General features: G+C 71.1%; 26 protein-coding genes. 12 read left to right on the top strand and 14 right to left on the bottom strand.

Annotated elements, in window-relative coordinates; translation table 11 throughout:
- Positions 1 to 70: 70 nt before the first annotated feature.
- From R2J75_RS19450 to R2J75_RS19425, 6 genes are all read right to left on the bottom strand, one after another.
- Positions 71 to 1522 (bottom strand): tetratricopeptide repeat protein, encoded by a 1452-nt coding sequence (locus R2J75_RS19450; protein ID WP_316410824.1) that lies wholly within the window; start codon positions 1520 to 1522, stop codon positions 71 to 73.
- Entirely contained in the window at positions 1519 to 2958 is a 1440-nt protein-coding gene (locus tag R2J75_RS19445; RefSeq protein ID WP_316410823.1) for a tetratricopeptide repeat protein, read from the bottom strand. Before R2J75_RS19445 ends, R2J75_RS19450 begins: the two co-directional genes overlap by 4 nt.
- Positions 2959 to 2979: 21 nt before the next feature.
- The gene (locus tag R2J75_RS19440) at positions 2980 to 3762 is read right to left on the bottom strand and encodes a diaminopimelate epimerase (RefSeq protein ID WP_243333565.1); all 783 of its coding nucleotides are present in this window, start codon (positions 3760 to 3762) and stop codon (positions 2980 to 2982) included.
- An 8-nt stretch (positions 3763 to 3770) separates the two neighbouring features.
- Positions 3771 to 4076, bottom strand: coding sequence for an FtsB family cell division protein (locus tag R2J75_RS19435; RefSeq protein WP_243333567.1), 306 nt, complete (start codon positions 4074 to 4076; stop codon positions 3771 to 3773).
- A gap of 7 nt (positions 4077 to 4083) precedes the next feature.
- A complete protein-coding gene (gene eno / locus R2J75_RS19430) occupies positions 4084 to 5364 on the bottom strand; it encodes a phosphopyruvate hydratase (protein ID WP_243333570.1) in 1281 nt (426 codons plus the stop codon).
- Between the two features lie 73 nt (positions 5365 to 5437).
- Positions 5438 to 6997, bottom strand: coding sequence for an indole-3-glycerol-phosphate synthase (locus R2J75_RS19425; RefSeq protein WP_243346707.1), 1560 nt, complete (start codon positions 6995 to 6997; stop codon positions 5438 to 5440).
- A gap of 214 nt (positions 6998 to 7211) precedes the next feature.
- Here R2J75_RS19425 and upp point away from each other — a divergent pair, with 214 nt between their 5' ends.
- Positions 7212 to 7838, top strand: a complete 627-nt coding sequence (upp, locus tag R2J75_RS19420; RefSeq protein WP_243333573.1) for a uracil phosphoribosyltransferase — start codon at positions 7212 to 7214, stop codon at positions 7836 to 7838.
- Positions 7839 to 8014: 176 nt separating this feature from the next.
- Here upp and R2J75_RS19415 read toward each other — a convergent pair whose 3' ends face one another.
- From R2J75_RS19415 to R2J75_RS19390, 6 genes are all read right to left on the bottom strand, one after another.
- Positions 8015 to 8311 (bottom strand): hypothetical protein, encoded by a 297-nt coding sequence (locus R2J75_RS19415; protein WP_243333575.1) that lies wholly within the window; start codon positions 8309 to 8311, stop codon positions 8015 to 8017.
- The gene (fliS, locus tag R2J75_RS19410) at positions 8308 to 8736 is read right to left on the bottom strand and encodes a flagellar export chaperone FliS (protein WP_243333578.1); all 429 of its coding nucleotides are present in this window, start codon (positions 8734 to 8736) and stop codon (positions 8308 to 8310) included. Before fliS ends, R2J75_RS19415 begins: the two co-directional genes overlap by 4 nt.
- Before the next feature lie 50 nt (positions 8737 to 8786).
- The gene (gene fliD / locus R2J75_RS19405; protein WP_316410822.1) at positions 8787 to 10424 is read right to left on the bottom strand and encodes a flagellar filament capping protein FliD; all 1638 of its coding nucleotides are present in this window, start codon (positions 10422 to 10424) and stop codon (positions 8787 to 8789) included.
- 39 nt (positions 10425 to 10463) lie between these two features.
- Complete coding sequence (locus tag R2J75_RS19400) at positions 10464 to 10931, bottom strand: flagellar protein FlaG (protein WP_316410821.1); 468 nt, start codon at positions 10929 to 10931, stop codon at positions 10464 to 10466.
- Positions 10932 to 11016: 85 nt separating this feature from the next.
- On the bottom strand, positions 11017 to 11853 hold the full coding sequence (locus R2J75_RS19395; protein ID WP_243333585.1) for a flagellin: 837 nt from the start codon (positions 11851 to 11853) through the stop codon (positions 11017 to 11019).
- Positions 11854 to 12024: 171 nt separating this feature from the next.
- Positions 12025 to 13686 (bottom strand): tetratricopeptide repeat protein, encoded by a 1662-nt coding sequence (locus R2J75_RS19390; RefSeq protein ID WP_316410820.1) that lies wholly within the window; start codon positions 13684 to 13686, stop codon positions 12025 to 12027.
- Between the two features lie 157 nt (positions 13687 to 13843).
- Here R2J75_RS19390 and R2J75_RS19385 point away from each other — a divergent pair, with 157 nt between their 5' ends.
- The 10 genes from R2J75_RS19385 (at position 13844) to R2J75_RS19340 (ending at position 24082) form a co-directional block, all read left to right on the top strand.
- The gene (locus R2J75_RS19385; protein WP_243333588.1) at positions 13844 to 14551 is read left to right on the top strand and encodes a ribonuclease III family protein; all 708 of its coding nucleotides are present in this window, start codon (positions 13844 to 13846) and stop codon (positions 14549 to 14551) included.
- A gap of 52 nt (positions 14552 to 14603) precedes the next feature.
- Entirely contained in the window at positions 14604 to 15314 is a 711-nt protein-coding gene (locus R2J75_RS19380; protein ID WP_243333596.1) for a HisA/HisF-related TIM barrel protein, read from the top strand.
- A gap of 4 nt (positions 15315 to 15318) precedes the next feature.
- Positions 15319 to 17148 (top strand): hypothetical protein, encoded by a 1830-nt coding sequence (locus tag R2J75_RS19375; protein WP_243333597.1) that lies wholly within the window; start codon positions 15319 to 15321, stop codon positions 17146 to 17148.
- 17 nt (positions 17149 to 17165) lie between these two features.
- The gene (locus R2J75_RS19370) at positions 17166 to 18149 is read left to right on the top strand and encodes a hypothetical protein (RefSeq protein WP_243333598.1); all 984 of its coding nucleotides are present in this window, start codon (positions 17166 to 17168) and stop codon (positions 18147 to 18149) included.
- A 2-nt stretch (positions 18150 to 18151) separates the two neighbouring features.
- Positions 18152 to 18724 carry an RNA polymerase sigma factor gene (locus tag R2J75_RS19365; RefSeq protein WP_243333599.1) on the top strand — a complete coding sequence of 191 codons (573 nt, stop codon included), beginning with the start codon at positions 18152 to 18154 and terminating at the stop codon, positions 18722 to 18724.
- Positions 18708 to 19391, top strand: a complete 684-nt coding sequence (locus R2J75_RS19360) for a hypothetical protein (protein WP_243333602.1) — start codon at positions 18708 to 18710, stop codon at positions 19389 to 19391. The genes R2J75_RS19365 and R2J75_RS19360 overlap by 17 nt, the downstream gene beginning before the upstream one ends.
- Complete coding sequence (locus tag R2J75_RS19355; RefSeq protein ID WP_243333603.1) at positions 19388 to 20209, top strand: tetratricopeptide repeat protein; 822 nt, start codon at positions 19388 to 19390, stop codon at positions 20207 to 20209. Before R2J75_RS19360 ends, R2J75_RS19355 begins: the two co-directional genes overlap by 4 nt.
- 17 nt (positions 20210 to 20226) lie before the next feature.
- Entirely contained in the window at positions 20227 to 22062 is a 1836-nt protein-coding gene (locus tag R2J75_RS19350; protein WP_316410819.1) for an ABC transporter ATP-binding protein, read from the top strand.
- 8 nt (positions 22063 to 22070) lie between these two features.
- Positions 22071 to 23138 (top strand): tRNA preQ1(34) S-adenosylmethionine ribosyltransferase-isomerase QueA, encoded by a 1068-nt coding sequence (gene queA / locus R2J75_RS19345; protein WP_243333607.1) that lies wholly within the window; start codon positions 22071 to 22073, stop codon positions 23136 to 23138.
- A 146-nt stretch (positions 23139 to 23284) separates the two neighbouring features.
- Positions 23285 to 24082 carry an O-methyltransferase gene (locus R2J75_RS19340; RefSeq protein ID WP_243333609.1) on the top strand — a complete coding sequence of 266 codons (798 nt, stop codon included), beginning with the start codon at positions 23285 to 23287 and terminating at the stop codon, positions 24080 to 24082.
- 14 nt (positions 24083 to 24096) lie between these two features.
- On the opposite strand, the gene R2J75_RS19335 is transcribed toward R2J75_RS19340, so the two are convergent.
- Both R2J75_RS19335 and R2J75_RS19330 read right to left on the bottom strand, forming a co-directional pair.
- Positions 24097 to 24975 carry a carbohydrate kinase family protein gene (locus tag R2J75_RS19335; protein ID WP_243333611.1) on the bottom strand — a complete coding sequence of 293 codons (879 nt, stop codon included), beginning with the start codon at positions 24973 to 24975 and terminating at the stop codon, positions 24097 to 24099.
- A complete protein-coding gene (locus tag R2J75_RS19330) occupies positions 24975 to 25322 on the bottom strand; it encodes a hypothetical protein (RefSeq protein WP_243333612.1) in 348 nt (115 codons plus the stop codon). The genes R2J75_RS19335 and R2J75_RS19330 overlap by 1 nt, the downstream gene beginning before the upstream one ends.
- Positions 25323 to 25443: 121 nt before the next feature.
- Here R2J75_RS19330 and R2J75_RS19325 point away from each other — a divergent pair, with 121 nt between their 5' ends.
- Positions 25444 to 26223 carry a metallophosphoesterase family protein gene (locus R2J75_RS19325; RefSeq protein ID WP_243333615.1) on the top strand — a complete coding sequence of 260 codons (780 nt, stop codon included), beginning with the start codon at positions 25444 to 25446 and terminating at the stop codon, positions 26221 to 26223.
- The last annotated feature ends 46 nt before the right edge of the window (positions 26224 to 26269 follow it).

Below are 26269 nucleotides of genomic sequence, written 5' to 3'. Positions count from 1 at the left end.
ACAGGGCCTGCGGGATGGGGGGAGGGAGAGGGGACACCGGTAGATCCTCGGGCGTGGAACAGTGGAAATTCTAGCAGGTTCCACGCCGAATGTTCATTAGGTGGTTAAGGGATTCCCCGACGCGACGGCCCACGTCCGCCCAGTCCCCGTAGCGGATCTGCCGGAAGAGGCGGAAGGCCGGGTACCAGGGGGTGGACTCCCCCTCCAGCCGCCAGCGCCAGTCGGCGATGAGGGGGAGCATGAGCCAGACCGGCTTGCCCAGGGCGCCCGCCAGGTGGGCGACGGCGGTGTCCACGGCGAGGACGAGGTCCAGCCGCTCAATCACCCGGGCGGTGTCCCCGAAGTCCTTCAGCCAGGGCGCCAGGTCCCGCAGGGCGGGATCCGGGAGGCCGCCCTCCCAGCCCACCTGGAGGCTGTGCCAGGCGATGCCGGGCAGGCGGAACAGGGGCGCCAGGGCCTCGGGCGGCAGGGTGCGGAGCGCGTCCAGGCGGTGGCCCGTGGAACCCGCCCAGACCAGGCCCACCCGGAGGCCCTCCCCGGCCACCCGCGCCTCGGCCTCCGAGGGGGCCGCCGGGGCCCGCAGGTAGGGGATCTCCGCGGGAATCTCGCCGCCGAACACGTGGGGCAGGGACATCAGGGGCAGGTGGAGGTCGTGGGGCGGCAGGGGGTCCCCGGGGACGAGCCACTGGTCCACCCCCGCGCAGCTGCGGACCACGGGCAGGAGCTGCGGCTGGACCTGGACGGCCACCGCGCCGCCGAGGGCCTTCACCCGGCCCGCGTAGCGCAGCGCCATGAGCGTGTCGCCGAAGCCCTGCTCGTAGTGGAGCAGGAGGGTGCGCCCGGGGAAGGGGGTCCCGTCCCAGCGGGGGGCCTTCAGGTCCAGCACGGGGCCCACCTGGGGCGGGTCGGCCCAGCGGGCCTCGTAGTCCCGGAAGCCTTCCCGCAGGTCGCCGCAGGTGAGCCGGGCCAGGCCCCGCTCGAAGACCGCCTCCGCGCCGGTCATGTCCCGCTCCGCGATCTCGAGCCAGGTGGCCAGGGCCCGGTCCCAGGCGCGGGCCTTCATGCGGCTCGTCCACAGGGCGAGCCGGGCCCGTCGGTTCCCCGGGTCCAGGGCCAGGACCCGGGCGAAGTGGGGTTCGGCCTCCAGGTGGAGGTCCCGGGAGGCGAGGCCCAGACCCAGGCCCAGGTGGGCGGCGGGGGCGTCCGGGACCCGGCGGAGCAGGTCGCGGCAGTGGGCCTCCGCCTCCGCGTACTGCTCCAGGCCCAGGAGGGCCCCGATGAGGTTCTGGAGTGCCGCGGGCAGGCCCGGGCGGGCCTCCAGCGCTTCCCGGGACAGGGCCAGGGACTCCTCGTACCGGCCCAGCACCAGCAGGAGGCCGGCCAGGTCCACCTGGGCCTCCAGGCAGCCCGGGTCGGCCCGGAGCACCAGCTTGTAGGCCAGGACGGCGCGCCCGTGCTGGCCCTCCCGGTCCAGGCGCCGCGCCTCCGCGAGGCGGGCGGGGGTCGCGGGATCGGTGCTCACCGGAGGTCCTCCAGGATGCGGGCGATGGCCGGCGCCCAGGCGCCCGGCTCCGGCTGCCGCAGGAGCCGCACGGAGGGGTACCAGGGGCAGGCCTCGCCGGTCATGCCCCAGCGCCAGTCCGGGAAGAAGGGCAGCAGCAGGCGGGTGGGGACGCCCATGGACCCGGCCAGGTGGGCCACCGAGGTGTCCACGGTCACCAGCAGGTCCAGGGTGGCCAGGGCGGCCGCCGTGTCCGAGAAATCCCGGAAGGTGCGGCCCAGGTCCACGAGGCCGGGCAGAGGGGGAGGCGGAGGCCCGCCCACCTGGAGGCTCGCCCAGCGGACCCCCGGCGCCGCCCCCAGGGGGGCCAGGAGGGCGGGATCCAGGCTGCGCCGGGCATCGTCCAGGTGCTGGGCGCTGCCGGCCCACACGAGGCCCGCGCGCCGGCCGGGGCCCTCCCGGAAGGCCTGGAGCTCCGGGGTCGCCGGATGGCCCGGCGGGGGGCCCAGGGGGGCGGGGGGCGGCAGGTCCGCGGGGGTGCTCCCGAAGAGGGCGGGCAGGTCCAGGAGGGGGGCCTGCAGGTCGAAGGGGGGCAGGTCCTCCGCCTCGGTGACGATGCGGTCGGCCCCCGGCAGGTCCCCCAGGACGCCCCGGAGGCAGGCGTAGGTCTGGAAGAGCACGGTGCCGCCCCGGGCCCGGGCGAGGGGCAGGTAGCGGGCGAACTGGAGGGTGTCGCCCAGGCCCTGCTCGGCCCACACGAGGAGGGTGCGGCCGGGGAAGGGCGCGCCGTCCCAGGCCGGTTCCTGGAAGCTGCGGAGGTTGTCCAGGCCCTGGGGAACGTCCAGGCGGGCACGGAAGTCCGGCCAGGCCTCCCGGTAGCGGCCCTGGAGGAGGCGCAGGTAGGCCAGGTTCCACCGGGCCTTGGCCAGGCCGGGGTCGGCGGCCAGGGCCGCCAGGAAGGCCGCCTCCGCCTCGTCCAGGCGGCCCATGCGCATGAGGGTGTAGCCGAGGTTGAGCCGGACCTCGGGGTTGGCGGGCGCCAGGGCGAGGGCCGCGCGGTCGGCCTCCAGGGCTTCATCCAGGCGGCCAAGCCGGGCGAGGACGCCGGCGAGGTTGGCGGTGGCGGCGAGGTTGCCGGGGTCCTGGGTCAGGGCCTCCCGGTAGGCCTCCAGCGCCGCCCCAGGGCGCCCCAGGGCCGCGAGGACCCCGCCGAGGGTCACCAGGGCGGCGGGGTTGGCCGGGGCCAGGCGCAGGGCCTCCTGGACGGCTTCGTGGGCCTCCTCGTGGCGGCCGAGGGTGTGGAGGACGGACGCCAGGTTGCTCCAGGCGTCGGGGATGGCCGGATCACGGCTGAGAACCCGCCGGTACGCCAGCAGGGCGCCGCCGAGGTTGCCCGCGCGCTGCTTGGCCAGCGCTTCGGCCAACCAGGGCAGGATGTCCGGCCGGGGGGCCTCCATGCGCGTCTCCGGGTGCGGGGTTCAGGATAGCAGTGCGGGATCGGGGGCGTGGGTGCCGAGCACACGGACGGGCCCCGACAGCCACAGGTCCCGCCAGTGGGGGCCTTCCAGGCGCACCGCCACCTGGACCGGATCGTCCAGGGTCTCCAGGCGCCAGACCGGAATGCCCGTGCGGCTGGCCAGCCACGCGCCGGCGACGGCGCAGCCCGTGCCGCAGCAGCGGGTTTCCCCCTCGACCCCCCGCTCGAAGCTCCGGATCCGGGCCTGGCCCGGGGCGAGGATCTCCACGGCGTTCACGTTCGTCCCACCGGGGAGGGCCGGGTGGTGCCGGAGGGGGCGGGCCAGGGCCGGCAGATCCAGGCCCGCGACGCCGCGCCGCTCCAGGACCAGCTGGGGATTGCCGATCCAGCCGAACGCGTGGCCGGGGCCCGCGGCCTCGGCCAGGGCGGGGGGGAGGTCCCGGAAGCCGGTGCCCGGCCCGTCGGGCATGCGAATGCCCACCTCCCCGCCGTGGCGGCGCAGGAGCACGTCCTCGCCGTTGGAGCGCGCGGCCACCAGGTCGCCCCCGGGGGCGCCCTCCACGGCCAGGGCCGCCCGTGTCCCGTTGGAACAGAAGGTGGCGCCGCCGTCGGCGTCCCAGTGCTCCAGGACCCAGGGGCCCCCGTCGCCGGCGGGCGGCTGGAGCACGAAGAGGCCGTCCAGCCCCAGGCGGGGACAGAGGATCCGGGCCCACTCGGAGGCCCGGTCGAAGGGCGCCCAGGCGTAGGCGAAGGCGTTGCCCGAGGCCGAGGCCAGGGTGAGCATGCCGCGGCCTACTTGCGGCCGCGGTCGCGGAAGGTGTAGACCGTCTCCCCGGGCCGGGCCAGGCCCTGCTGGCGGGCCAGGGCTTCGTAGAGTTCGGGATCCTTGGCGGCGAGGCGCTGCACCTCCTGCGCCAGCTCCAGGTTGGCCCGGTGCATGCGCAGGAGCTGCCGCTGCTGCTCGACGAGGTCGGCGCGGCGCTTGTGCAGGCTGGTCACGCCGTCGGGACTGAAGAGGAGGATGGCGGCGGATCCCAGCCCCGAGAAGCCCAGCACCGTCCAAAGGGTGCTGGACTTCAGGAGGAGGGAGGTGTTCATCGCGGTCCTAGCGGAGGAGGGCGCCGAAGGCTTCGGGGCCCGCGTAGCGGGCGGCGGCGCCGAGCTCCCACTCGATCTGCAGGAGGCGGTTGTACTTGGCCACCCGGTCGGAACGGCAGGGGGCGCCGGTCTTCAGCTGGCCCGCGCCGGTGGCGACGACCAGGTCGGCGATGAAGGTGTCCTCGGTCTCGCCGCTGCGGTGGCTGATGATCGCCCGGTAACCGGCCTTGTGGGCCATGTCGACGGCCTTCAGGGTCTCGGTCACGGTGCCGATCTGGTTGAGCTTGATGAGGATGGCGTTCGCGACGCCCTCCTTGATGCCCTTGGCGAGGATGGCCGGGTTGGTGACGAAGAGGTCGTCGCCCACCAGCTGGATCTGGTTGCCGAGGGCCTTGGTGAGGAGGCCCCAGTTCTTCCAGTCGGACTCGTCGAAGCCGTCCTCGATGGTGAGCACGGGGTGGCGCTCCACGAGGCCCTTGTAGTAGTCGACGAGCTGGGGACCGGTCTTCCGGCCGCCGTCGATCTCGTAGGCCTTGTCCTTGTAGAACTCGGAGGAGGCGCAGTCGAGGCCCAGGTGGAAGTCCTTGCCGGGCTTGAAGCCGGCCTTCTTGATGGCTTCCTGGATCAGCACGAGGGCTTCCTCGTTGCTGCCCAGGTCGGGGGCGAAGCCGCCCTCGTCGCCGACGCCGGTGGAGAGCTTGCGGGCCTTCAGCACGCCCTTGAGGGCGTGGTAGACCTCGGCGCACCAGCGCACGCACTCCCGGAAGCTGGGGGCGCCCACGGGGAGGATCATGAATTCCTGAATGTCCACGTTGTTGTCGGCGTGGGCGCCGCCGTTGAGGATGTTCATCATCGGCACGGGAAGCGTGCGGGCCGATGCGCCACCCAGGTAGCGGTACAGGGGCTGGCCGCTGGCGTTGGCCGCGGCGGCCGCGAGGGCCATGGAGGTGCCCAGGAGGGCGTTGGCCCCCAGGTTGGACTTGTTCTCGGTGCCGTCCAGGTCCAGGAGGAGCTCGTCGAGCTCGGCCTGCTGGAAGGGGTCCATGCCCTGGAGGGCCTCGTTGATCTCGGTGTTGATGGCCTGGACGGCGCCGAGGACGCCCTTGCCCAGGTAGCGCTTCTTGTCCCCGTCGCGCTTCTCGAGGGCCTCGCGGCTCCCCGTGGAAGCCCCGGATGGAACCATCGCCTGGCCGATGGTTCCATCTGAGAGCGTCACCCGGGCCATTACTGTCGGATTGCCTCGACTATCCAGGACTTCGAGGGCGGAAACACGATCAATCAATTTCATGGCGATATCCGGATCTGCTTTCTTGCGGGGTTGCTGAGGAACAGGTGCTGCTGACTGCGGCAGTGAGGGGAGGCTACTTCTTGGTGGTCTTCTTGGCGGCCGGCTTCTTGGCGACGGCCTTCTTGGCGACCGGCTTCTTGGCGACGGCCTTCTTGGGGGCGGCCTTCTTCGCGGGAGCGGCCTTCTTGACGACGGCCTTCTTGGCGACCGGCTTCTTGGCGACGGCCTTCTTGGGGGCGACCTTCTTCGCGGGAGCGGCCTTCTTGGCGACCGGCTTCTTGGCGACGACCTTCTTGGGGGCGGCCTTCTTCGCGGGAGCGGCCTTCTTGACGACCGGCTTCTTGGCGACGGCCTTCTTGGGGGCGGCCTTCTTCGCGGGAGCGGCCTTCTTGACGGCGGGCTTCTTGGCGGCGGCCTTCTTGGGGGCGGCCTTCTTGGCGGGGGCGGCCTTCTTCGCGGGGGCGGCCTTCTTGGCGGCGGGCTTCTTGGCCGCGGGCTTCTTCGCGGCGGGCTTCTTGGCGGCAGGCTTCTTGGCCGCGGGCTTCTTGGCAGCGGGCTTCTTGGCGGCGGGCTTCTTCGCGGCGACCTTCTTGACGGTCGGGGCAGCCGGCTCCGGGGTGGTCTCGACGGGGTTGGTGGTCTCGTCGGGCAGGTTGATGTGTTCCATGGGGAACTCCTTTTTGCCCTTGCGGGCGGGTTGGGGGGATTGGGTGGTGGATTGTGCCTTGCCGGTCGGGACCGCGCCACCCGTCTTGGTCTTCGAACCTTCCGCCGCCTCCGCCTGGGCCTTCTCGGGCCTGGAACCCTTGGCCTGGGGGGGCTGCTGCGCTTCCTGCTTGCCCTTCGCCTTCACGGGCTTCCTGGCCACCTCGACGCCCGAAAGGATCTGGGCCAGGCGCTTGCCGGGGTAGAACTCGTCCAGCAGGGCGTCGCCGATGACGACGCCGTGTACACCCATGCCTTCCAGCTGCTGGATCTGCTGGAGGGTGCAGACGCCGGCTTCCAGGATGCGCAGGCACCTGCTCTGGGGGACCTTCTTCATCAGCGCGAGGGCCTCCTCCCACTTGGGCTCCCACGTGTCGAGGTCCCGGCCCAGCACGCAGACGATGTCGGCGTCCGCCTCGAGGGCCTTCTTCAGGTCCGCGTCCGAGGCGATCTCCACGATGACGTCCAGGCTCTTGGCGCGGGCCAGCCTGGACAGGGCGGAGAGCCTCTCGGTCTCCAGGAGCGCCGCCATGAGGAACACGGCGTCCGCGCCGAGGATCTTGCTCTCCTCGATCTGGTACTCCTCGAAGATGAAGTCGTGGCGGAGGAGGGGGACCTTCACCGCGGAACGCACCTCCGAGAGATGCTTGTCCTCACCGTAGAACAGGAAGCGGTCGGTCGCGACGGAGATGGCCCTCGCGCCGTTCTCGACGAGGCTCTTCGCGTGGGTCGAGGCCCGGTACGCCTCGCGCACCTGGCCGCGGAGGGGGTTCCCGCCGGCGGTCTCGGCGATGACGGTGATGCCCGGCTGGCTCAACTCCTCCTTGAGGGAGTGGTGCCCCTTGTAGGCATCCTTGACTGCGGCGGGCCCTTTTTGCTTCTTGATCTCGATGTCCAGCGCTTTGAAGATCTGGACTTTTTTCAGCATTTACAACCCCCGGGTCTCACTGGGTCCAGACACGTTTTTGCACCAGGATCCTCATGAGAATGTTCTTACTAGAAACCACTAAACCAGCGTTTCTAAAGAGGTCAACAGAATTGTGGCTTCTTTTCTCCGTTGCGCCCGTGATTTTTTTCAAGGAACCACCGATTTCGGAATCGGCCGGGATGCCCCAAACTAGAGGCATCTAGGAGGCTGACCCATGGATGCGACCGTTCTCGATCACCCGTTGTGCGACCACAAGGTCTCCCTCCTGCGCGACCGGAAGACGCCTGGAATCCTGTTCCGGCGCGTGCTTGAGGAGCTCGGCCTGATCCTCGCCGTCGAGTGCACGCGGCATCTGCCGACCGAGCCCGTGGCCGTGGAAACGCCGCTGGAGCGCACTCAGGGCCGCAGGCTCACCGCCCTCGACCCGGTGCTCGTCCCCGTCCTGCGCGCCGGCCTCGGCCTGCTGCCGCCGTTCCTGCAGCTGCTGCCGACGGCCAAGGTGGGCCACCTCGGCCTCTACCGCGACCACGATTCGCTGGTGCCCGTGCCGTACTACCGGAACTTCCCCCCGCTCCTCGACCAGCGCCACGTCTTCATCCTGGACCCCATGCTCGCGACCGGCGGCAGCGCGTCCGAGGCCGTGCGCCAGCTGAAGGTCGCCGGCGCCCAGCGGATCACCCTCTGCTCCGTGCTGGCCGCCCCCGAGGGCGTCGCCCGGCTCCAGCAGGACCACCCCGACCTGCGCATCTTCGTCGCGGCCCTCGACCGGGAACTCAACGACAAGGCGTACATCCTCCCCGGCCTCGGCGACGCGGGGGACCGCCTCTTCGGGACCCTGTAGCCGGCACGCCCGGGCGTCCACGGCCGGATCCGGGTCCCCGCCGACCCGGATCCCGGCGCGTGGCATCGCCGCGGATCGAGGCGGGCCGCGCCGTTCCGACGGGACGCCGGGGTCCCGGGATCCCCCCGGACCCGTTTGACCCCGGCCCCTGGATTGCACACAAAAATGTGCAATTGTCAGGTCGTCGGCTTGTAACCTCGGAGGGCCCTGCCGCCCTTCTCCTGGGCCAGGAGCTCCTCCCGGATCGCCCCGCGAAGGGCCCTGAGTTGGCTTGTGCGCGTTTCCAGGCGCTGGCCCAGCTCCCGGGCCCGGGCCGCGATCCCGGGCCACTGGGGGCCCCGCTCCGCCCCGGCGAGGGCCGCCTTGAAGGCCGTGTGCCAGGTCTCCACGGCCACCGGATCCGGATCGTCCATGACCTCCCCCAGCAGACGCTCCAGGTCGTCCAGGCTGGCGGCGACGGTCAGGTCGCTCATCCCACCAGCCCCTGGGCGCTGAGGGGGCTGGCCTGGGTGGTGCTCTGGCGCTGGTCCAGCTCGGCCCAGGCGGTCTTCATCTCCGCGATCTGCCGCTCGATGGTTTCCAGGCGCTCGGCCTCGTTGCGCTGGCTGGCCTCGAAGAGCTCCTTCAGCCACCAGTCGTAGATGCGCGTCAGGTTGCCCACCAGCTCACCGCCCTCCTCGTGGTTGAGGCGGATGGCCAGCTCCTCCACGATGGAGGAGACGCGGTTGACCATGCGGGCGCGGGTGGCGATGTCCCGCCGGCGGACGGCGGCGATGGCCTGGAGCAGGAACTTCTGGGCCCCTTCCAGGAGCATGAACATGAGGCGCTCGGGCGAGGCGCCGTTGATCTGCTGGATCAGGTAGTGGTTGGCGGCGGTGCCGCCGTAGTTCGGGTTCATGCGGTTCCCCCCATGGGAATGATCGTCCTGTCACGGCCGGAGCTGAAGCCTCAGAGGCTGGAGAGGCTTTGCCCGGCTGCCTGCAACTGTCCGACGACGGTTTCGAGGTTGGAATAGAGTTTCTGAAGACTGGCCTTGGACCGGTCCAGATAATCCTTCTGCTGGTCGATCTGGATCTGGAGCCGGTAGTTGGAGGCCGAGAGATCGGAAATGAGGCCGCCGATATCGCCCGGGTTGCTGTCGCTGAGGGTGTTGTTCAGGTCCTGCAACAGGCGGGAGATGCCGGTGGAAACCGTCAGGGTCCCGGTCGCTCCTGCGCTGGCCTGGAGAACCAGGCCTTCCAGGGGCGTGCCGGTGGCGCCATAGAAATTGCCGTCGGTGGAGGTGAGGGTGTAGGTCGCGGGATTCCCGTCCGCGCCGGTGGTGGTGAAGGAGCCCGTGAGGGTCCCGGCGTTGTTGGCGACGGAGAACGCGATGGGGGAACTCGTGGTCTTGCTCCCCGAGCTCACGAAGGTGAGGAGGGGGCTCGTGGAGCTGCCGCTGTTGGCGAAGAGGTTGGACACCGCCCGGCTGCCCTTCGTGAGGGCGTCGGTGAAGGCGGTGGTGTCCAGGGCGATGGTGCCGTCCTGGTTGGTCTTGAGGCCGATGGAGGCGGCCGAGTTGTAGGCGGTCGCGGGGTTGACCCCGGAGGGGGAGCCCATGAGGGCCTGGGAGACCTGGCTGACGATGTTGCGCACCGTCATGTCCATGTTGAAGACGCCCTTGGTGTAGGTGCCGTCGTCGTTCTGGGTGAACTTGGCGTTGTCCTTGTAGTCCTTGTAGAACGCGTTGAACTTGTCGACGACGGTCTGCATGGCCTTGGTGGCGGCGTCCGTGTCCATGGCGACCGTGAACGTGGTCGTCTTGGTCAGGTCGGTCTGGGCCTGGTTCAGGTTGAAGGTGACGCCGGCGACGGCGTCCGAGACGGCGTTGGAGCTCCGCCACATCTCCACCCCGTTGAGGATGAAGTTGGAATTGGTGGCGGTGCTGGAGGTGAAGGTCCCGGTCGCGCCGGGGTCGAGGGCGCTGCCGGCGGCCATCTGCAGGGAGAACGTGGTGGCCCCGCCGCTGCCGACGCCGGTGTTGTTGGCGCTGAGGACCAGCTGGCTGGTCCCGTCCGCGTTGGTCTGGATGACGGTCGCCCCCACGTCCAGGGCGGTGCCGCTGGCGTCCTTGGCGTTGTTGATGGCCTGGGCGAGGCCGGACAGGGTGTTGTTGGTGCTGTCGATGGTGATGGAGGCCGTCCGGCCCGACATGTCCGTCAGCGTGTACGTGCCGGTGCCCACCGCGGCGCCGGTGGCGAGGGCGGTGGGGAGGACGAGCCGGGACCGGGTGGCCAGGCTCTTCACGGTGAGGTCGTACTGCCCCGAGGCGGCGCCGCTGGCGGTCGCCGTGGCGTACGTGCCCTGGGAGTCGGTGCTGGTGACCTTGTTGCTCTGGAAGCCGCTGATGGTCAGGCTGTCGATGGCCGTGCTGAGGCTCGTCAGGTCCGTGCGCAGGGTCTGGAGGGCCAGGGACTTCTTGTTGTTGGTCGCCTGCTGGTTCTGCATGCGGACCATCGGCTGGCTCTGCTGATTGATGATCGCCGCGATGAGCTGGTCCGTGGGCAGGTTGGTCGACAAGCCTTGAAAGCTGATGGCGGATGCCATGGGACCCTCCCCCTTACCAGAGCGGCAGAAACTGCTGCCTCAAAAACTCTCATCAAGAAGGATGCCAGAATGTCCGCGCTTTTCGGCCAGGCGCATGTTCCGCACCTGGTTGACGACCTCTTCCGGCGGCAGCTGCCGGATGACTTTCTGGGTCACCGGGTTGACGACCTTGAAGACGACGATGCCGGCTTCGTAGTCGGGCTTGAACTGGAGGTTGGAGGGCAGGCTGTTCAGGTAGTCCTGGAAGGCCTGGGCGGCCTCCTCCATGGTCATGACAGCGTTGACCGGGGCCTTGGCCGTGGCCTGGGCGGCCGTCTCGGACAGCTCGAGCTTGGCCGCGGCCTGGGACTGCGCCGCGGCGGTGTGGATGGCGCCAGCCTGGGCGCTCGCAACGGTGGTGGCGTCCGTACGGGGTGACGCCTGCGCGGCCACGCTCTGGGCCGCAGCCAGGGCGGCCGAGGGCGGTGACACCCCTTGGTTCCCTGCTGGACTGATGGCATCGGACATGGCGTCCTCCTCGGTTTCCATGGACAAGGGAGGAGGACCTGACGGCCCTCCCCCCATGTCTCATTCAGCCGGTGGAGTCAGTGACCTACTGGAGGAGGGCGAGAATCTGCTGGGCGTTCTGGTTGGACTTGGCCAGGGCGCTGGTGCCGGACTGGTTCAGGATCTGGAACTTGGTCAGGTTGACCACTTCATCCGCGATGTTCGCGTCCTGGATCTGGCTGGAGGCGGCGGTGAAGTTCTGCACCTGGATGCCCAGGATGTCGGAGGTGGCGTTCAGCTGGGCCTCGGAGGCGCCGATGGTGGCGCGCATGCTGCTGACCGAGTTCAGGGCGGCGGCCAGGGCGTCGGCGGAGGTCTTGGCGGCGGAGGAGCTCTGCAGGTTGTTGCCCGTGGTGCCGTTGGAGGTCAGGCCGAGGGCGGACGTGGAGCTGCTGGCGACCTGGGCCAGGGAGATGGTCAGGGAGCTGTAGTCGCCCGCCTGGACCGTCACGCTCTGGGTGCCGGTGGAGCTGAAGATGGCCGTGCCGTTGAAGTTGGTGTTGATGCCGATGTTGGAGATGGTGGTGATGATGTTCTGGAACTCGGCGTCGAGGTTGGCCCGGTTGGACGTGCTGATGGTGCCGGTCTGGGCCTGCTGCGCCAGCTGGGAGGCGCGGGTGAGGAGGGAGGTCACCTGGTCGAGGGCGCCGTCGGCGACCTGCAGGTAGGAGACGCCGTCGTTGGCGTTGCGCTGGGCCTGGCCGGCGATCTTGATGTCCGCGTTCAGCTTGTTGGCGATCGCCAAGCCGGCCGCGTCGTCGGAGGCCTTGTTGATGCGCTTGCCGGTGGTCAGGCGCTCAATCGTCTGCTGAAGGTTGGAGCCGGTGATACCCAGCTGACGGCTCGCGCCCATGGCAGAGATATTGTTAAGAATGGAACTCATGGCATCCTCCGTGATGCTGAGGGCGGCATCCGTGCCGCCGGGATGGGGTCCGGGGGAATCCCCCCGCACAGATCTCTTCGGTCCAGTCGAGCGGACACTTTAGCCTTTTTTCCCGGCGCGCAAGTCCCCAGGGCGGTCCATCTATATATATAGATGTGGACGCGCCGGCGCTCAGTCCCCGCCGAGCATGGATTTGAATTTCCCGAGCAGGCCCTTCTTGGCCGGGGCGGGCGCCGGGGTGGGGGCGGGGGCGTCCAGGTCCACGTCCTTGGGGATCGCCACCGACGGGTCCAGGCCGAGGGCCTTCTTGAAGCAGGCGATGGCGTTCGTCTCGAAGCCCTTGCGGTGGTAGATCTCGCCCATGGCCGCCCAGGGCTCCGCGCGCCGGGGCCGGAGGCGGGCGGCCTGCTGCAGCGCCTCGATGGCCCGGGTCGACCAGGCGGGGTTGGTGCTGCGGAGCCGGCCGAGCATCAGCCAGGCCTCGAAGGCCACCTCCCCGTCGGGGTCCAGCTGCACCACCTGCTCCAGCAGGCGGACCGCCTCCACCGTCCGGTCCTGCTGGGCGGACATGCGGGCATGGGTCATCAGTTGGCGCGCCCGGGCGGGTCCCTCCAGGACCGGGGGCGGGGGCGGCAGGGCGGGGATGGCCGTGGCCGCGGCCTCCAGGGGCCGGTCCGGGTTCTCCGGCGGCGCGGGCGCCGGGGCGAGGGGGATGGCGGGGGAGGCCAGGGGAATGCCGGCCGGAGAAAGGGGCAGGCCCGTGGGGGGCAGCTGGGGCGGCAGCTCGGGCTCCGGCTCCGCGGGCGGCGGGGGCGGGGGGGGCGGCGGCGCGGCCGGCGCCTGGATGCGCTTGTTGCCGGAAGGCCCCTTGCCGTCCCCGGGCTCCCCTTCGAAATCCAGGAATTCGGGCTGGATCGGCAGCGGCTCCAGGTCCAGGGCCGGGGGCGTCGCCCGGGGCGGGCGCGGGGGAGGCAGGATGAGCGGGAGGCCGGTGGAGGGCCGGATGTCGGAGGGCCGGAGGAGGGGCGGGGGGATGAGGGGAAGCGGATCCGGGGCGGGGCCGGGCGTGAATTCGAGGACCGGTTCGGGCGCCGGGGCCGGGGGGGGCGCCGCCTTCAGGGTGGGGACCGCCTCCGCCTTGAGGGTGAGGGCGCCCAGGGCCCAGAGGGTCATGACGAGCCGGGCCGCCTCCTCCTCGTCGAGGGCGCTCAGGTCCCGGAAGGTGCCGAAGGCGATGGGGTCGGCCCCCAGGAAGGAGAGGGCGTAGGCCGTTCCCGGGGTGAGCGGCAGGTCCGCCATGCTCTCCACCAGGTCCCGGCGTCCTTCCCAGGTCCAGTCGCGCTGGCCGTCCAGGATGTCCAGGAGATCCATCATGTAGTGGCATTCCTGGAAGGCGTTCCACACGAAGCGCCGGTGGTGCATCCGGAAGTGGAGGTCCTGCTCCAGCCGCTGGTCCATGGCGCCCGGGGTCCACGTCCAGTCGAGGACGGGGTGCTCCAGGGCGTGCACCATGATCTGCTCCTGCAGCGCCAGGATGTGCGTGTCCCGCTCCTCGAGGGTCATCATGCCCCACTGGATGACCTTCTCGCCGAGCCGGTAGCGCTCCTCGTTGGCGAGCAGCTCGTTGAGGGCCTGGAGGTCCAGGATGCCCTGGCGGAGCAGGTAGTTGCCGAACTGCTCGCCCGCGGCCTCGCTCTTGAGGTGGACGAGCTCGCCCTTCACGAAATAGAAGCGCCGTTCCCCGTCGTTCTGGACGAGCGCCAGCTCTCCGTCGGCCCCGTCCTGGCGGATGGCCCCCAGCAGGATGGGCAGGTTCTTGAAGGGAATGGCCACGTGGGTGAACCCCGGGGTTTGCAGGAAAGGGAGGATGCGGCAGCTTGAGGTCATTATATTCATGGCGCCCGGGGACGTGCGGCAATATTCGCGGCCTCCGCTACGATGGAGGGAGCGGGGCGCGGCCGGCGCTCCGGGAAAGGAGGGGGACCCCCCCTTGAGCGCACGCAAGCCCACGCCCCTGGAAGCGAAACTGGGTTACACATTCAGGGATCCCGCCCTCGTGGAGGCCGCGCTGACGCCCCCTTCGGCGGGCCTGGACGTGGACAACCAGCGGCTCGAGTTCCTGGGCGACGCGGTCCTCCAGCTCTGCGTCTCGCGCCTCGTGTACCGGGAGCACCCCGCCTGGCCCGAGGGCGCGCTGACCAAGCTGCGGGGCCTCGTGGTCTGCGCCGACGCGCTCCACGCCTGGGCCGAGGACCTGGGGCTGGAGGTCCGGATGGGACCCCGCTCCGGACGCAGGACCCGCGGCACCCGCAACGAGCTGGCCGATGCCGTGGAGGCCCTCCTCGCCGCGGTCCACCTGGACCTGGAAGCGCGGGGGCGGTCGCCCCTCGACGGGGTGATGGCCCTGGTGGAGGCCCGGTTCCTGGAGACGATCCGGCGGGCCTACCTCGGGGTCTGGGAGGTGCGCGACACCAAGACCACCCTCCAGGAGCGGGCCGCCGTCCTTTCGCTCGGGGCCCCGGTCTACGAGGAGGTCTCCCGCCAGGGCCCCGACCACGCCCCCACCTTCACGGTGAAGGTCCGCGTCGGCCCCCACGAAGCCGTCGCCTCGGCGGGCTCCCTCAAGCGCGCGCAGATGGAGGCCGCGCGCCTCCTCCTGGAGGCGCTCCCCGCCTCCTCCGCGGGCGCGCCTTCTTAAAGGGCGCCGCATCGGTTACCATCGGCAGTGTCGCGAGAGGATGGAAGCTCCCTTGAAGATCCTGCCAACCCTCAACATCCAGAACGGCCTCGTCGTACCCCTCTCGGGCCAGGGCGGCGCCACGGGCGACGTGATGGGCATGGTCACGTGGCTCATGGACCAGGGCTGCCACCGCCTGGGCCTCGTGGACGTCGACGCGGCGCGGGGCCACGGCAACAACCGGGAGCTCATCGCGCGCGCCGTCAACCGCTTCCACGCGGGCCGGCAGAAGGTCCTCATCCAGGTCGGGGGCGGGATCCGCAGCTCCGACCAGGCCCAGTTCTTCCTCGACCACGGGGCCACCTGGCTCGCGGTCGGGACGATCCTGCACCGCTCCCCGGTGATGGTGGAGCAGCTCCTGGCGCGGTTCCGCGAGCACCTCACCGCGGCCGTGGACGTGCGCGGGGGGGAGATCCTCGCCTCCGGCTGGGGCGGGACCTGGGGGCAGAAGCCCGACGCCGCGGGCGGCCTCATCGGGCGCTTCGGCTTCAAGCGCGTGCTCTTCATGGACCTGTCGCCCGACGCGCCCGAACCCGACTTCGAGACGGCGCGCCTCCTCTCCCTCCAGTCCAAGGTCCCCGTCTTCATGGGCGGCAGCATCCGGGCCCCGCGGCACCTGACGCAGGCCAAGGAGATCCCCGGCCTGCAGGGGGTCGTCCTGGACGGCCTGCTCCTCAGGGACGATCCCGCCTTTTCCGTGTCCAACATCGTGCCTGGATGCTAGGGGCATGTCGGAGCCGGGCGTCCCGATCCTGCTGAGCCTGCCGGAGCCCGACCGGCCGCACTTCCGCAACCTCGCCCTGATCCGCCCCCAGCTCCCCACGGAGCGCCAGCTGGAGCTGGTGGAGAACCTGGCCCGCACCCTGGCCTCGCCCCACCTCCTCGCGCTCATCGCGCGCACGCCCCACTGGCTCGTCCATCCCCCCGTGCTGCACGGCCTGGCCGCCAACGAGGCCACGCCCGAGGGGCTGCGGCGGGACCTGGAGATGGCGGTTTCCCTGTTCGACCTCATGCGGGAAATGGACCGCGCCCCGGAGGGGGAGAAGGCGGAGCGGGCCGAGGCCGTCAAGGCCCTCTACCAGGAACTGCCCGGCGAGCTGCGGCCGGTGGTGAAGCAGATGGCCAAGCATATGGCCCGCAGCGTCCACGCCACGGGGACGACCCTCGAACTGCCGCCCCTGCCCTCCGGGGACCCGGACTGGGAGGCCCTCCTCCGGCTGCCCCCGGCCCCGGGACCGGTCCGTCCCGCCTACCGCATGTCCAGTGCCGACCGCACGGCCCAGGCCGAGAGCACCCTGGTCCAGGAGGACCTGGGTCGCTTCCTGGCCGACGAGGAGAGCCGGGTGCGGATCGCGGCCCTCCGGAACCCCGCCCTGTCCGAGGACACCCTCCACGGGGCCCTGGAGGCGGCCCAGGCCCCGGGCCTCTTCGAGGAGATCTACCAGGAGGCCCGCTGGTACTTCAAGGAATCGATCCGGGAGGCGCTCTGGACCTCGCCCTTCTGCCCCGGGGAGCTCGCCCGGCGCATGGGCGCGACCCGGGACCTGATCCTGGCCCTGGAGCGGGGGGCCGCGGCCCCGGGCGGCCTGGACCGGCGCCGCCTGCGGCGCGTGGTGAGCCTCTTCACCCAGGCCGAGGAATCGGAGTACCAGTACCTCACCTGGTGGGCCAAGCGGAAGGCGCCGACCATGCTCCGGGTCATCAAGGTCTTCTTCGACCGGCTCCAGCGGCGCCGGGCCACCCAGGCCTCGGGCCTCTCCCCCTCCCAGGCCGAGGGCCGCTGGGTCTCCCTGGAGGAGCGGGTCTTCCTGGCCAACCAGGCCACCCAGCCCGAGCAGATCCAGGCGGCCCTCCGGGACCCCGATCCCCAGGTCTTCCAGGTGGCCCTGGAGAACCCGGGCCTGGCGCCCCGGGACCTGCTGCCCGCCATCCCCGCCCTGGACGGCCACCGCGCGGAGCGCCTCGCGGCCAACCGGACCTGGTCGGCCCACCCCGCGGTGAAGGAGGCCCTCCTCCACAACCCGCACCTCTCCGAGCCCACCGCCCTCACCCTCCTGGCGGGCCTCGATGGGCCGCCCCGCCTCCTGCTGGACCTCCTCCGGGACCAGCGCCTGCCGCACCTGGCCGTGAAGCGCCTGGCCCAGGAGCGCCTGCGGGCGGCCTACGAGGGCATGGACGTGCCCCAGCGGATCCTCGCGCTCCGGCACTCCGGGGGAGAACTCATCCGCCACCTGCCCGCCGAGGTGTTCCGGGACGAGGAGGTTCTGCGCCTCCTGGTCTCCGACCGCCAGGTGGATCCGGCGATCCTGCTGCGCCTCGCCCGGAACAAGCAGACCCCCCGCGAGGTGCTGGAGCGGATCGCGGGCCACCCCGCCCTCATGGCCCACCCCGCCGTCATGAGCGAGCTCCTGCTCAATCCCAAGACGCCCCGGGAAGCCGCCCGCCGGATCTGGACCTTCCTGTCGCCCAGCGAACAGCAGCAGCTCCTCCGCAGCCCCCACCTGCCCATGGCCCTGCGGGCCCTGGGCCAGCTAAGCCCCGGGCCCGCCCAGCCGTAGCCCCCCTCGGAGACACCATGGACCTGCGACCCCCTTCCCTGCGACGCCTGGCGGGCGGAGCCGCGGTCGTTTCGGTCCTCGTCCTGGCCGCCTGTGGCCACCGCAAGGCCGCCGCCCCGGACTGGGCCGGCTCCGCCCCCGCCGGCACCGTCATGGCCCTGTCGGGGCGCGCGGGCTGGCTCATCGAGCAGCAGGCCTTCCAGGCCTACCTGCGCCAGTACCCCTACGCGGACCAGACCCTGGACCTGTTCCTGAAGAAGGCCCGCATCAGCCCCGCCCGGGAGACGGGGCGGATCAGCTTCTACGTGCTCTCGGTCCCCCGCGTGGACCCGGACGGGAAGCCGTCCCTGCCCGAATTCCTCATCCAGCTCGGCGGGTTCAAGGACCAGGCCGGTCTGAACATGGCCGTGAGCGAGGCCTTCCCCACCGAAGGCTCCCTGCCGGTGAATCGGCAGGAACTGCCGGTCCACGTCATCCTCGATGTCAACCAGGTCCACATCCGGGCCGTCACGGACGCCCAGGGCCGGGTGTGGCTGGGCGACCTGAAGACCCTCACGCGCCTGGCCATGGGGCCCCTGGGCCCCCGCCACCCGGTGATGAAGGCCGCGGAGTGGACGGACGGCGCTTCCCCCATCCAGGGCTTCCTCCAGGTGCGGCCCATCCTGGACGGCCTTTCCGCCTCGGTGCCGCCCGACCTGGCCCGGAGCCTGCCGAAGGGCATCGAATCCCTGGCCTGGAGCGTGACCCCGGGCGGCAAGGGCACCCACCGCTTCGACCTGTCCCTGACCGGGAGCCCCGAAGCCATCCTCCAGGTGGCCCCCTGGGTCCAGCGCTTCATGGCCGCCGCCTCGGCGGTGCAGGGCGGCACCGGCACGGCGGCCCCCGAGATCCTCCAGGAGCGCGAGCGCATCGGCCTCCGCTGCCAAATGACGGCCGACCAGATCAACCAGGCGCTGGGCCGCCTGGCCCTGCCCGGCCTGTCCCTGGCGGGGAAAAAGTGACCATGGCCCCGGCCCTTCTGGAAGAACGCCCGCCGGAATACTGGATGATGCGGCTCCGGGCCGGCCAGGAGGAGGCCCTCGCCCACCTCATGGCGCGGTTCGAGAAGCCGGTCTTCGCCTTCCTCCATCGCCGCCTGGGCGGGGAGACCGGCGTGGTCCAGGAGTTGACCCAGGATGTGTTTCTCAAGTGTCTGCAGCACTGCCAGCGCTTCGAGGAAGGTCGTCCGGTCGCTGCGTGGATTTTCACCCTGGCGGCTAATGCGGCGACGGACCATCTGCGTAAACGAGGTCGGGAGCTGCCCCCTCCCGAGACCTTTGACGCTCCAGACCCCCACCAGCCCGCTCCCTGGGACGAGGTGGACCAGAGCCGGAGGATCCAGGGCCTGCGCCAGGCCCTGGAGGGACTGACCCCCCGGCAGCGTGCCATGGTGCTGGCCTATTACGTCCACGAGCATCCCGTCAAACGGATCGCCGAGGACCTGGGCTGCGCCGAGGGCACCGTCAAGGCGACCCTCTTTCAAAGCCTCGCCAAGTTGCGCAAGAACCTGGATGTGAACCATGAACCCCGCCCCTGAACCCCATGATCTGAGCCCCGAGCAGGCCTTCGAGATTCTCGAACGGCCCGAGCTCTGGCCCGACGATCCCGCGGCCCAGGCGGAACTCGCCGCCCTGCTCGAGGTGCACCTCGCCCTCTCCGCGGAGGGCGTGGCGGCCGAGGCCCTCGGCGACGAGGCCCCGCGGGTCGCCCCCCTCCACCGGTTCCCCTGGATGCTGTCCGCCGCCGCCGCGGTGCTGATGGCCCTGCCCCTGGGCTACCACCTGGTCCATTCCCGCCACATGGCCCGCCTGGCCCAGGACCAGGCCCGCATCCAGGAAGTGGCGCAGAAGCGGGGCCAGGAACGCCTGTGGGCCGCCTTCTTCCAGCAGAGCTCCACCCTCATCCAGCGCTTCAACACCCAGCCGCCGGTCTGCGACAAGCGGAACACCCAGGATCGGGCCGAGGAGCGGGAGATCGCTCTCGCCCTCCTCCAGAGCAGCCACGGCCTCGCCGGCCAGGAGGCCCCCGGCCCGGAGGCCGAGGCGGTCCGGGCCGACCTGCACGCCTGGCTCCGGGAGCTCAGCCTCGAGGACGCCTGCATGGATCCCCAGCGGGCCGAGGAACTGCGCCAGTGGGCCAGCACCCACAACCTGGGTGACGAGGCCCGGCGGCTCAGCCAGGTCCTGAAGGGGGACAAGTCTTGATCGCCCTCTTCCTGACCTGGGCGCTGGCGGCGGGGCCCCTGCCCATGCCCGAGCCCCTGCCCGCGGCCGCCCTCCGGGAGGACGCCGGCGACGCCCTGCTGCGGGAGGCCAAGAACCTCCGCTACGCGGGCCGCTGGTACGAGGCCGCCGTCGTCTACCGGCGCTTCCTGGCCGAGCACCGGGCCTCCACCCGGGTCCCGGAGGCCCGGTTCTGGCTCGCGGCCAGCCTCGAGTCCAACCAGCAATGGGACGCCGCCGCCGCCGCCTACACGGAGTTCCTGGACAAGCATCCCGACCAGCGGCTGCTGGGCAAGGAGGCGAAGCTGAATCGCATCCGGTGCTGGGGCATCACCCAGGGGCAGGTGCCCCAGGCGACCCCCGGGCTGGTGGCCGCCCTCAACGATCCCACCCTGGAGGTGCAGGTGGCTGCCGCCCTCCAGCTCGCCAAGACCGGGGACGCCCGCAGCGTGCCGGCCCTCCGCCGGGGCCTGGAGGTGGCGGCCTCCGCGGACGCCTGCAGCCTCGCCCTCCTCAACCTGGGCGTGAAGCCTTCGGCCGCCGCGACCCCCGCCACCCGGGGCCGCTTCCTCGTCATCCGCATCCGGGAGGCGGGGAAGCCCGACACCGTGACCATCCGTCTCGCCCTCTCCCTGGCCCGGGCTGTCGTCAACTACATGTCCGACGCCCAGATCAAGGAGGCGCGGGCCAAGGGGGTGGACCTGGAGTCCCTCACGGACCAGGCCGTCAACCTCCCCAAGGGCAGCGTCCTCCTGTCGGTGGAGGACCCGAAGAGCAGCATCGAAGTGAAGGTGGAGTAGGCTGGTAATCTGGTTGGATGTCGTCATTCGGCCGGTTCTTCCGCGAGCACCTCAAGCGCTTCCTCCCCCTGATCGCCTCCGGGTCGGTCCTCCTGGCCCTGGCCGGGGCCTGCCATGGGGCCATGATCGGGGTCATCCAGATCATCTTCGGCACCCTGCTGGGCATGGGCACCTCCTCCGGCCTGGACCGGATGGCGGGGGCGCACGCGGACAAGGTGGGCCTCCTGGTCTCGATCAAGGCCTGGGCCGCCGCCCACCTGCCTAGCCCGGCGACCCTCCAGGCCAAGGCCTGGATCCTGCCGGCCGTCCTGGTGGCCATCTTCATCCTGAAGGGCATCTTCACCTATGCGGGCACCCTGATCATGGTCCGCTCGGGCATCCGGGCGACCATTTCCCTGCGGGAGCGCCTCTTCGGGCATCTGCTCCGCCAGGAGCCGGCCTTCTTCCAGAAGCACCCCGTGGGCGAGCTGCTCCAGCGGTGCATCAGCGACGTCCAGGCTGTCCAGGGCATCTCCTCCAACCAGTTCGCGGACGCGGTGCGGGAGATCACCCAGGCCCTGGCCATGCTCAGCTACGTGATGTACCTGAACTGGCGCCTGAGCCTGACGGTCTTCATCGCCGGGCCCCTCGTGGTGTTCCCCATCCGGAAGCTGAGCCAGCGCATCCGGCGCATCAACCACCGGAACATGGAGGCCTCCAGCCGGCTCCTCCAGCGCCTCAAGGAGGTGTTCAGCAACATCCGGGTCGTCCTGGGCTTCGCGCGGGAGCCCTTCGAGGAGGCCCGCTTCCACGAGCAGAACAACGAGCTCTTCCGGCTCGGCATGAAGTCGGCCCGGGCCTCGGCCATCTCCCACCCGATCATGGAGCTGGTGGGGGGGCTGCTCCTGGCGGGCCTGCTCATGTTCGCCACCCGGCAGATCCAGGCCGGCCTCATGGACGGCCCCGCCTTCTTCGGATACATCCTCGCCCTCTACAGCTTCTACGACCCCATCCGCCGCCTGACCAAGCTCAACGCCGAGATCCAGGTCGCCCAGGCGAGCCTCGACCGCATCTACGGCATGCTGGACCGGGAGACCGGGATGACGGTGCCCGCCGATCCCCGGCCGGTGCCGGAGAACCCCGCCCGCCTCGCGTTCGAGGGCGTCCGCTTCGCCTACGATGGGCGGAACGGCCGGAACGAGGTGCTCCGGGGCATCGACCTGCAGGTGGGCCGGGGCGAGACGGTGGCCCTGGTGGGCGGCTCCGGCGGCGGCAAGACCACCCTGGTGAACCTCGTGCCCCGCTTCTTCGATCCCACCGAGGGCCGGGTGACCCTGGACGGCACCGACCTCCGCGACTTCGATCCCCGGGAACTGCGCCAGCGCATCGGCATCGTGACCCAGGAGACCCTGCTGTTCATGGACTCCGTGCACGAGAACATCGCCTACGGCAAGGAGGCCTCCCGCGAGGCCGTGATCGAGGCGGCGCGGAAGGCCCACGCCCACGACTTCATCATGGCGCTGCCGAAGGGCTACGACACGGCCCTGGCGGAGACGGGCTCCACCCTCTCCGGCGGCCAGCGCCAGCGCCTGGCCATCGCCCGGGCCCTGCTCCAGGATCCGCCCATCCTCCTGCTGGACGAGGCCACCAGCGCCCTGGACACGGAGAGCGAGCGCGCCGTCCAGGAGGCCCTCGAGGCCCTCATGAAGGACCGCACCACCCTCGTCATCGCCCACCGGCTCTCCACCATCCAGCGGGCCACCCGGATCTGCGTGCTCAAGGGCGGCGAGATCGTCGAGCGCGGGACCCACGAGGAGCTGCTCGCCCTGCGCGGCGAGTACGACCGCCTCCACAGCCTCCAGTTCCACGACTGAGGCCGGGCGTGCGTAGATCGGCCTTCCACTTCGACCTGCCCCCGGAGCTCATCGCGCAGCATCCCGCGGAGCGCCGCGACGGGGCGCGCCTCCTCGTGGCCGACGCGGCGGCGGGGACCCTCCGCCACGCCATGATCCGCGACCTGCCGGACCTGGTCCCCCCGGGCGCCGTCTGCGTGCCCAACGACGTGAAGGTGAGGCACGCGCGGCTCCCGCTCCGGCGATCCGGGGGCGGAACCGGCGAGGCCCTCCTGCTCCGGGCCCTGCCCGGCGGAGCCTTCGAGGCCCTCGTGCGGCCCGGGTCCCGCCTCCGCCCCGGCAAGCACGCCCTCGTGGTGGACGAGGCCGGCAGCGTCCTGGCCGAGGTCCAGATCGAGGCCGCCCTGGACGAGGGCCTGCGCCGGGTGCGCGTCGTCGGGCCCGGCGGGGACCTGGACTGGGACGCCGTGGACGCCATCGGCCGCCTCCCCCTGCCGCCCTACATCGCGCATCCCGCCGACGCCGAGGACGAGGGGCGCTACCAGACGGTCTTCCACGCCGCGGAGGGCGAGGCCGTGGCCGCCCCCACCGCGGGCCTCCACTTCACCCCGGAGCTGATCGGCGCCCTCCGCGCCCGCGGCTGCGCCTGGGAGCCGGTGCGCCTCCACGTGGGCCTGGGGACCTTCCGGCCCATGACCGCCGAGGACCTCGACGACCACGTGATGCACGAGGAGCGCTACGAGGTGCCGGAGGCCGCCGCCGCCCTGCTGGAGCCGGCCTTCCGGGAGCGGAACCGGCCCGTCCTGGCGGTGGGGACCACCAGCCTCCGCACCCTGGAGGCCGCCTGGGACGGCGAGCGCCTGGCCCGGTCCGGTTCCACCCGGCTCTTCATCCAGCCCGGCTACCGCCTCCGGACCGCGGACCACCTCCTCACCAACTTCCACCTGCCGGAGAGCACCCTTTTCGTCCTGGTGAGCGCCCTGCTGGGGCTGGACTTCGCCCAGGAGGCCTACCGGGAGGCGGTGCGGGAGCGCTACCGGTTCTTCAGCTACGGGGACGCCATGCTCATCCTGGGGGCGCGCGCCGGCCGGGACTGACGGCGCTGCGACCTCCGCGCCTCCGGTCCGCCCCCTGGGGCGGATGCGGAGGCGCGGACGTCCTGGGAGGCGGGCGGAGGCCGAAGGGCTGTTGTGGGGAGGTCTCGATGAATATATAGTATGAATTGTAAATTTCTGGGAGTCCCATGGGCACCGCCGCCTGGTCCATCATCCTGCTGCTCACCCTGGCCCTGGGGGCCGCAAGTTACACCTGCTGGTCTTATCAGCGGCGCCTCCACCTCCTCCACGGCAAGGCGATGGGCTGGCCGCTTCCCTCCCTCCGGCTGGAAGAGTTTGATGAACTGTTCAAGCGTGATGACCTGGGACCCCTGCCCGAGCGCTGCGAGGTGGCCTTCCTGGGGCGGGGGGACGGGGTCCCCTCCGGCACCACGGACCTGGAGGCCTGGGTGCTGGCCGTGCTCGCGAAGCGGGCCTTGAACCTCTTCGAATTCGGCACCTGCTCCGGCCGCACCGCCTACCTCTGGGCCCGGAACAGCCCGCCGGAGGCGCGCATCGTCACCCTCACCCTGGCCCCCGACCAGCGGGACGACTTCCGGCCCGAGGCCACGGACACCGCCAAGGCCCGGGCGGTCTCCCTGGAGGAGTCCTGCTTCACCCGCTTCCGCTACACGGGGACCGACGTGGAGGCCAAGGTCACCCAGATCTTCTCGGACAGCAAGCTCTTCGACGAGACGCCCTTCGCCGGGACCATGGACCTCGTCTTCATCGACGGCTCCCATGCGTACAGCTACTGCCGCAGCGACACGGAGAAGGCCCTTCGCATGCTCCGGCCCGGGGGCATCATCCTCTGGCACGACTACGCCGCCACCCGGGGCCGCGCCTCGAAGGGGGTCTTCCAGTACCTCAACACCCTCCGGCACAGCCTCCCGGTCGCCCACCTCCGGGGGACCACCCTCGCGGTCTACCGGTCCCCTTCCGCCTGACCCGGCGCGCGCGCTCAGCGGAAGTGGGGATCCCGGCGCAGGAAGTCGGCGGTCTCGGGCGTGGCGCCTGCCTGGGTGCACACGAAGGCGGAGAGCCGGGTGGCTCGGCGCTGCAGGGTCCGCAGGTCCTGGCCAAAAACCAAGCCAGCGACCAACGCGGCGGTGAAGGCGTCCCCGGCCCCGACCGTGTCCCGCACCGGGACGGACAGGCCGGGCGCCTCGATCCGCTCCTCCTCGGAGCAGAGAATGCTGCCCCGCTCGCCGAGGGTGAGGGCCACGAGCCTCAGCCCCAGGCCGGCGCGCAGGGCCTGCAGGTCCGGGCGCAGCCCGCACAGGTCGGCGACGACGGGGAACTCGTCCTCGTTGAGCTTCAGGACGTCGCAGTACCCCAGGAGGGCGAGGATGCCCGCGGGCTCCCAGCAGTCCCGCCGCAGGTTGATGTCGAGGACCCGGAGGCAGCCGCGGCCGGCGCAGGCCAGGAAGGCGAGGATGCTCTCGCGGCTCCGGGGGTCGCGGCAGGCGAGGCTGCCGTAGCAGATGGCGGCGGCCTCCGGCGCCCAGCTCCGGAGGGCGTCGGGGCAGGCGATGGCGTCCCAGGCGATGGGGCGGTGGATGCGGTAGGTGGGGCGGCCCTCCGGGTCCACGGTCACGTCCACGGTGCTGGTGGGCAGGTCCGGATCCACCTGGACCCGGCTGCGGTCGACGCCGGTGCGGTCCAGGAAGGCCAGGGCGTCCCGGCCGTTCGCGTCATCACCGACCCGGCTGACGACCGCACCCCGGCATCCGAGCCGGGACACGTGGAAGGCGAAGTTGGCGGGGGCCCCGCCCAGCCGGCGGCCTTCGGGGAACACGTCCCAGAGCAGCTCGCCGATGCCGATGACCAGCGGGCGCACTACAGGTAGTCCATGAACTGGCAGAGGACCGGGATCTTGTGCCGCTTGCCCTTGCAGGCCTGCAGGATGGCGGTGACGGACATGGTCAGGCACCACATGAGCCAGAGGGGGAGGAAGAAGCGCACGAAGACGAAGCCCACGAGGGGGAAGAGCCCCATGATGACCAGCGCCAGGGCCAGGGACACCTCGGAGAAGGCCAGCAGCACCCCCTGCCGGGAATGCCAGAGCAGTTCCTCGTCGTCCCGGCGGCGGAGGTAGGGCAGGAAGGCCCAGGGGCCCGCATAGCACAGGATCAAGTCCCTCAGGCGGTCACCCGTGTACAGGGGGGCAGGGGCTTCCAGCGGCACGACGGCATCCTCCAGCGCAAGGATACCAGTACGCCCGGGCGCCGCCGGGGGCATCCTTGCCGCCGATGCCCACGGGGCCCCCCGGTCATGTTCCAATGGGAGGGAGCGGAAAAACAGGCCCATGCAGATCAAGTTCTCGGAAGACATCATCCTCGACAGCCGGAGAGCCATCCTCCTGCCCCGCCAGGAGACCCTGGTCATCGCCGACCTGTTCCTGGGGTTGGGGGCCGGACGGCGGAAGCGCCCGGACGCACTTCCGAATGGCCAGCAGCACGAGATCTGGGAGCGCCTCCTGGGCCTGCTCGATGACTTCAAGCCGCGCCGGGTGGCCATCCTGGGCGACATCAAGCCCAACCAGGGGCACCTGGAGGACGAGGAGGCCGAGGAACTGCGCCTCCTGTTCCGCAAGCTGGCCGGCCACCGCCGGGAGGTCGTGCAGGTGGTGGGCCACCCCGAACGGAGCTGGGGCCCGTCCCTGGAGGGGACCGGGATCCAGCCCATGGACACCTACCGCGTGGGCTCGCACACCCTCATGCACCGCCGCCGCATCTTCGTCTACCCCCGCCACGACCCGCCCAACGGCTTCTGGATCAACGGCGGGCTCCATCCGCTCTTCGCGGTGCCCATCGGGGAGACCGGGTCGGAGTGGCTGCGGTACCCCGCCTTCCTCTTCACGGGCTTCGCCCTCGTGATGCCCTCCTTCGTTTCGTACGCCCAGGGCTGGGAGGTCATGCAGCCCGAGCGCCTGCCCAAGCAGGCCCGCGCCTGGAAGGTGGTCGGCGACAACCTGCTGTCCCCCCTTTCCCTGCCCGATCTGCCCCCGCCCCCCGAATCCCTTCGGCTCATCACCCGGCCGCCCACCAAGGGCCGGCACCGGGAGGGGAAGGGCGGCGAGGCCTGACCCCGTAAACGGACCCGGCGCCTCCCCGTAGCCCAGCCATTGGCAA

The sequence above is a fragment of the Mesoterricola sediminis genome (assembly GCF_030295425.1).
GTDB lineage: Bacteria > Acidobacteriota > Holophagae > Holophagales > Holophagaceae > Mesoterricola > Mesoterricola sediminis.
This window is presented reverse-complemented; position numbering and strand designations above follow the sequence as displayed.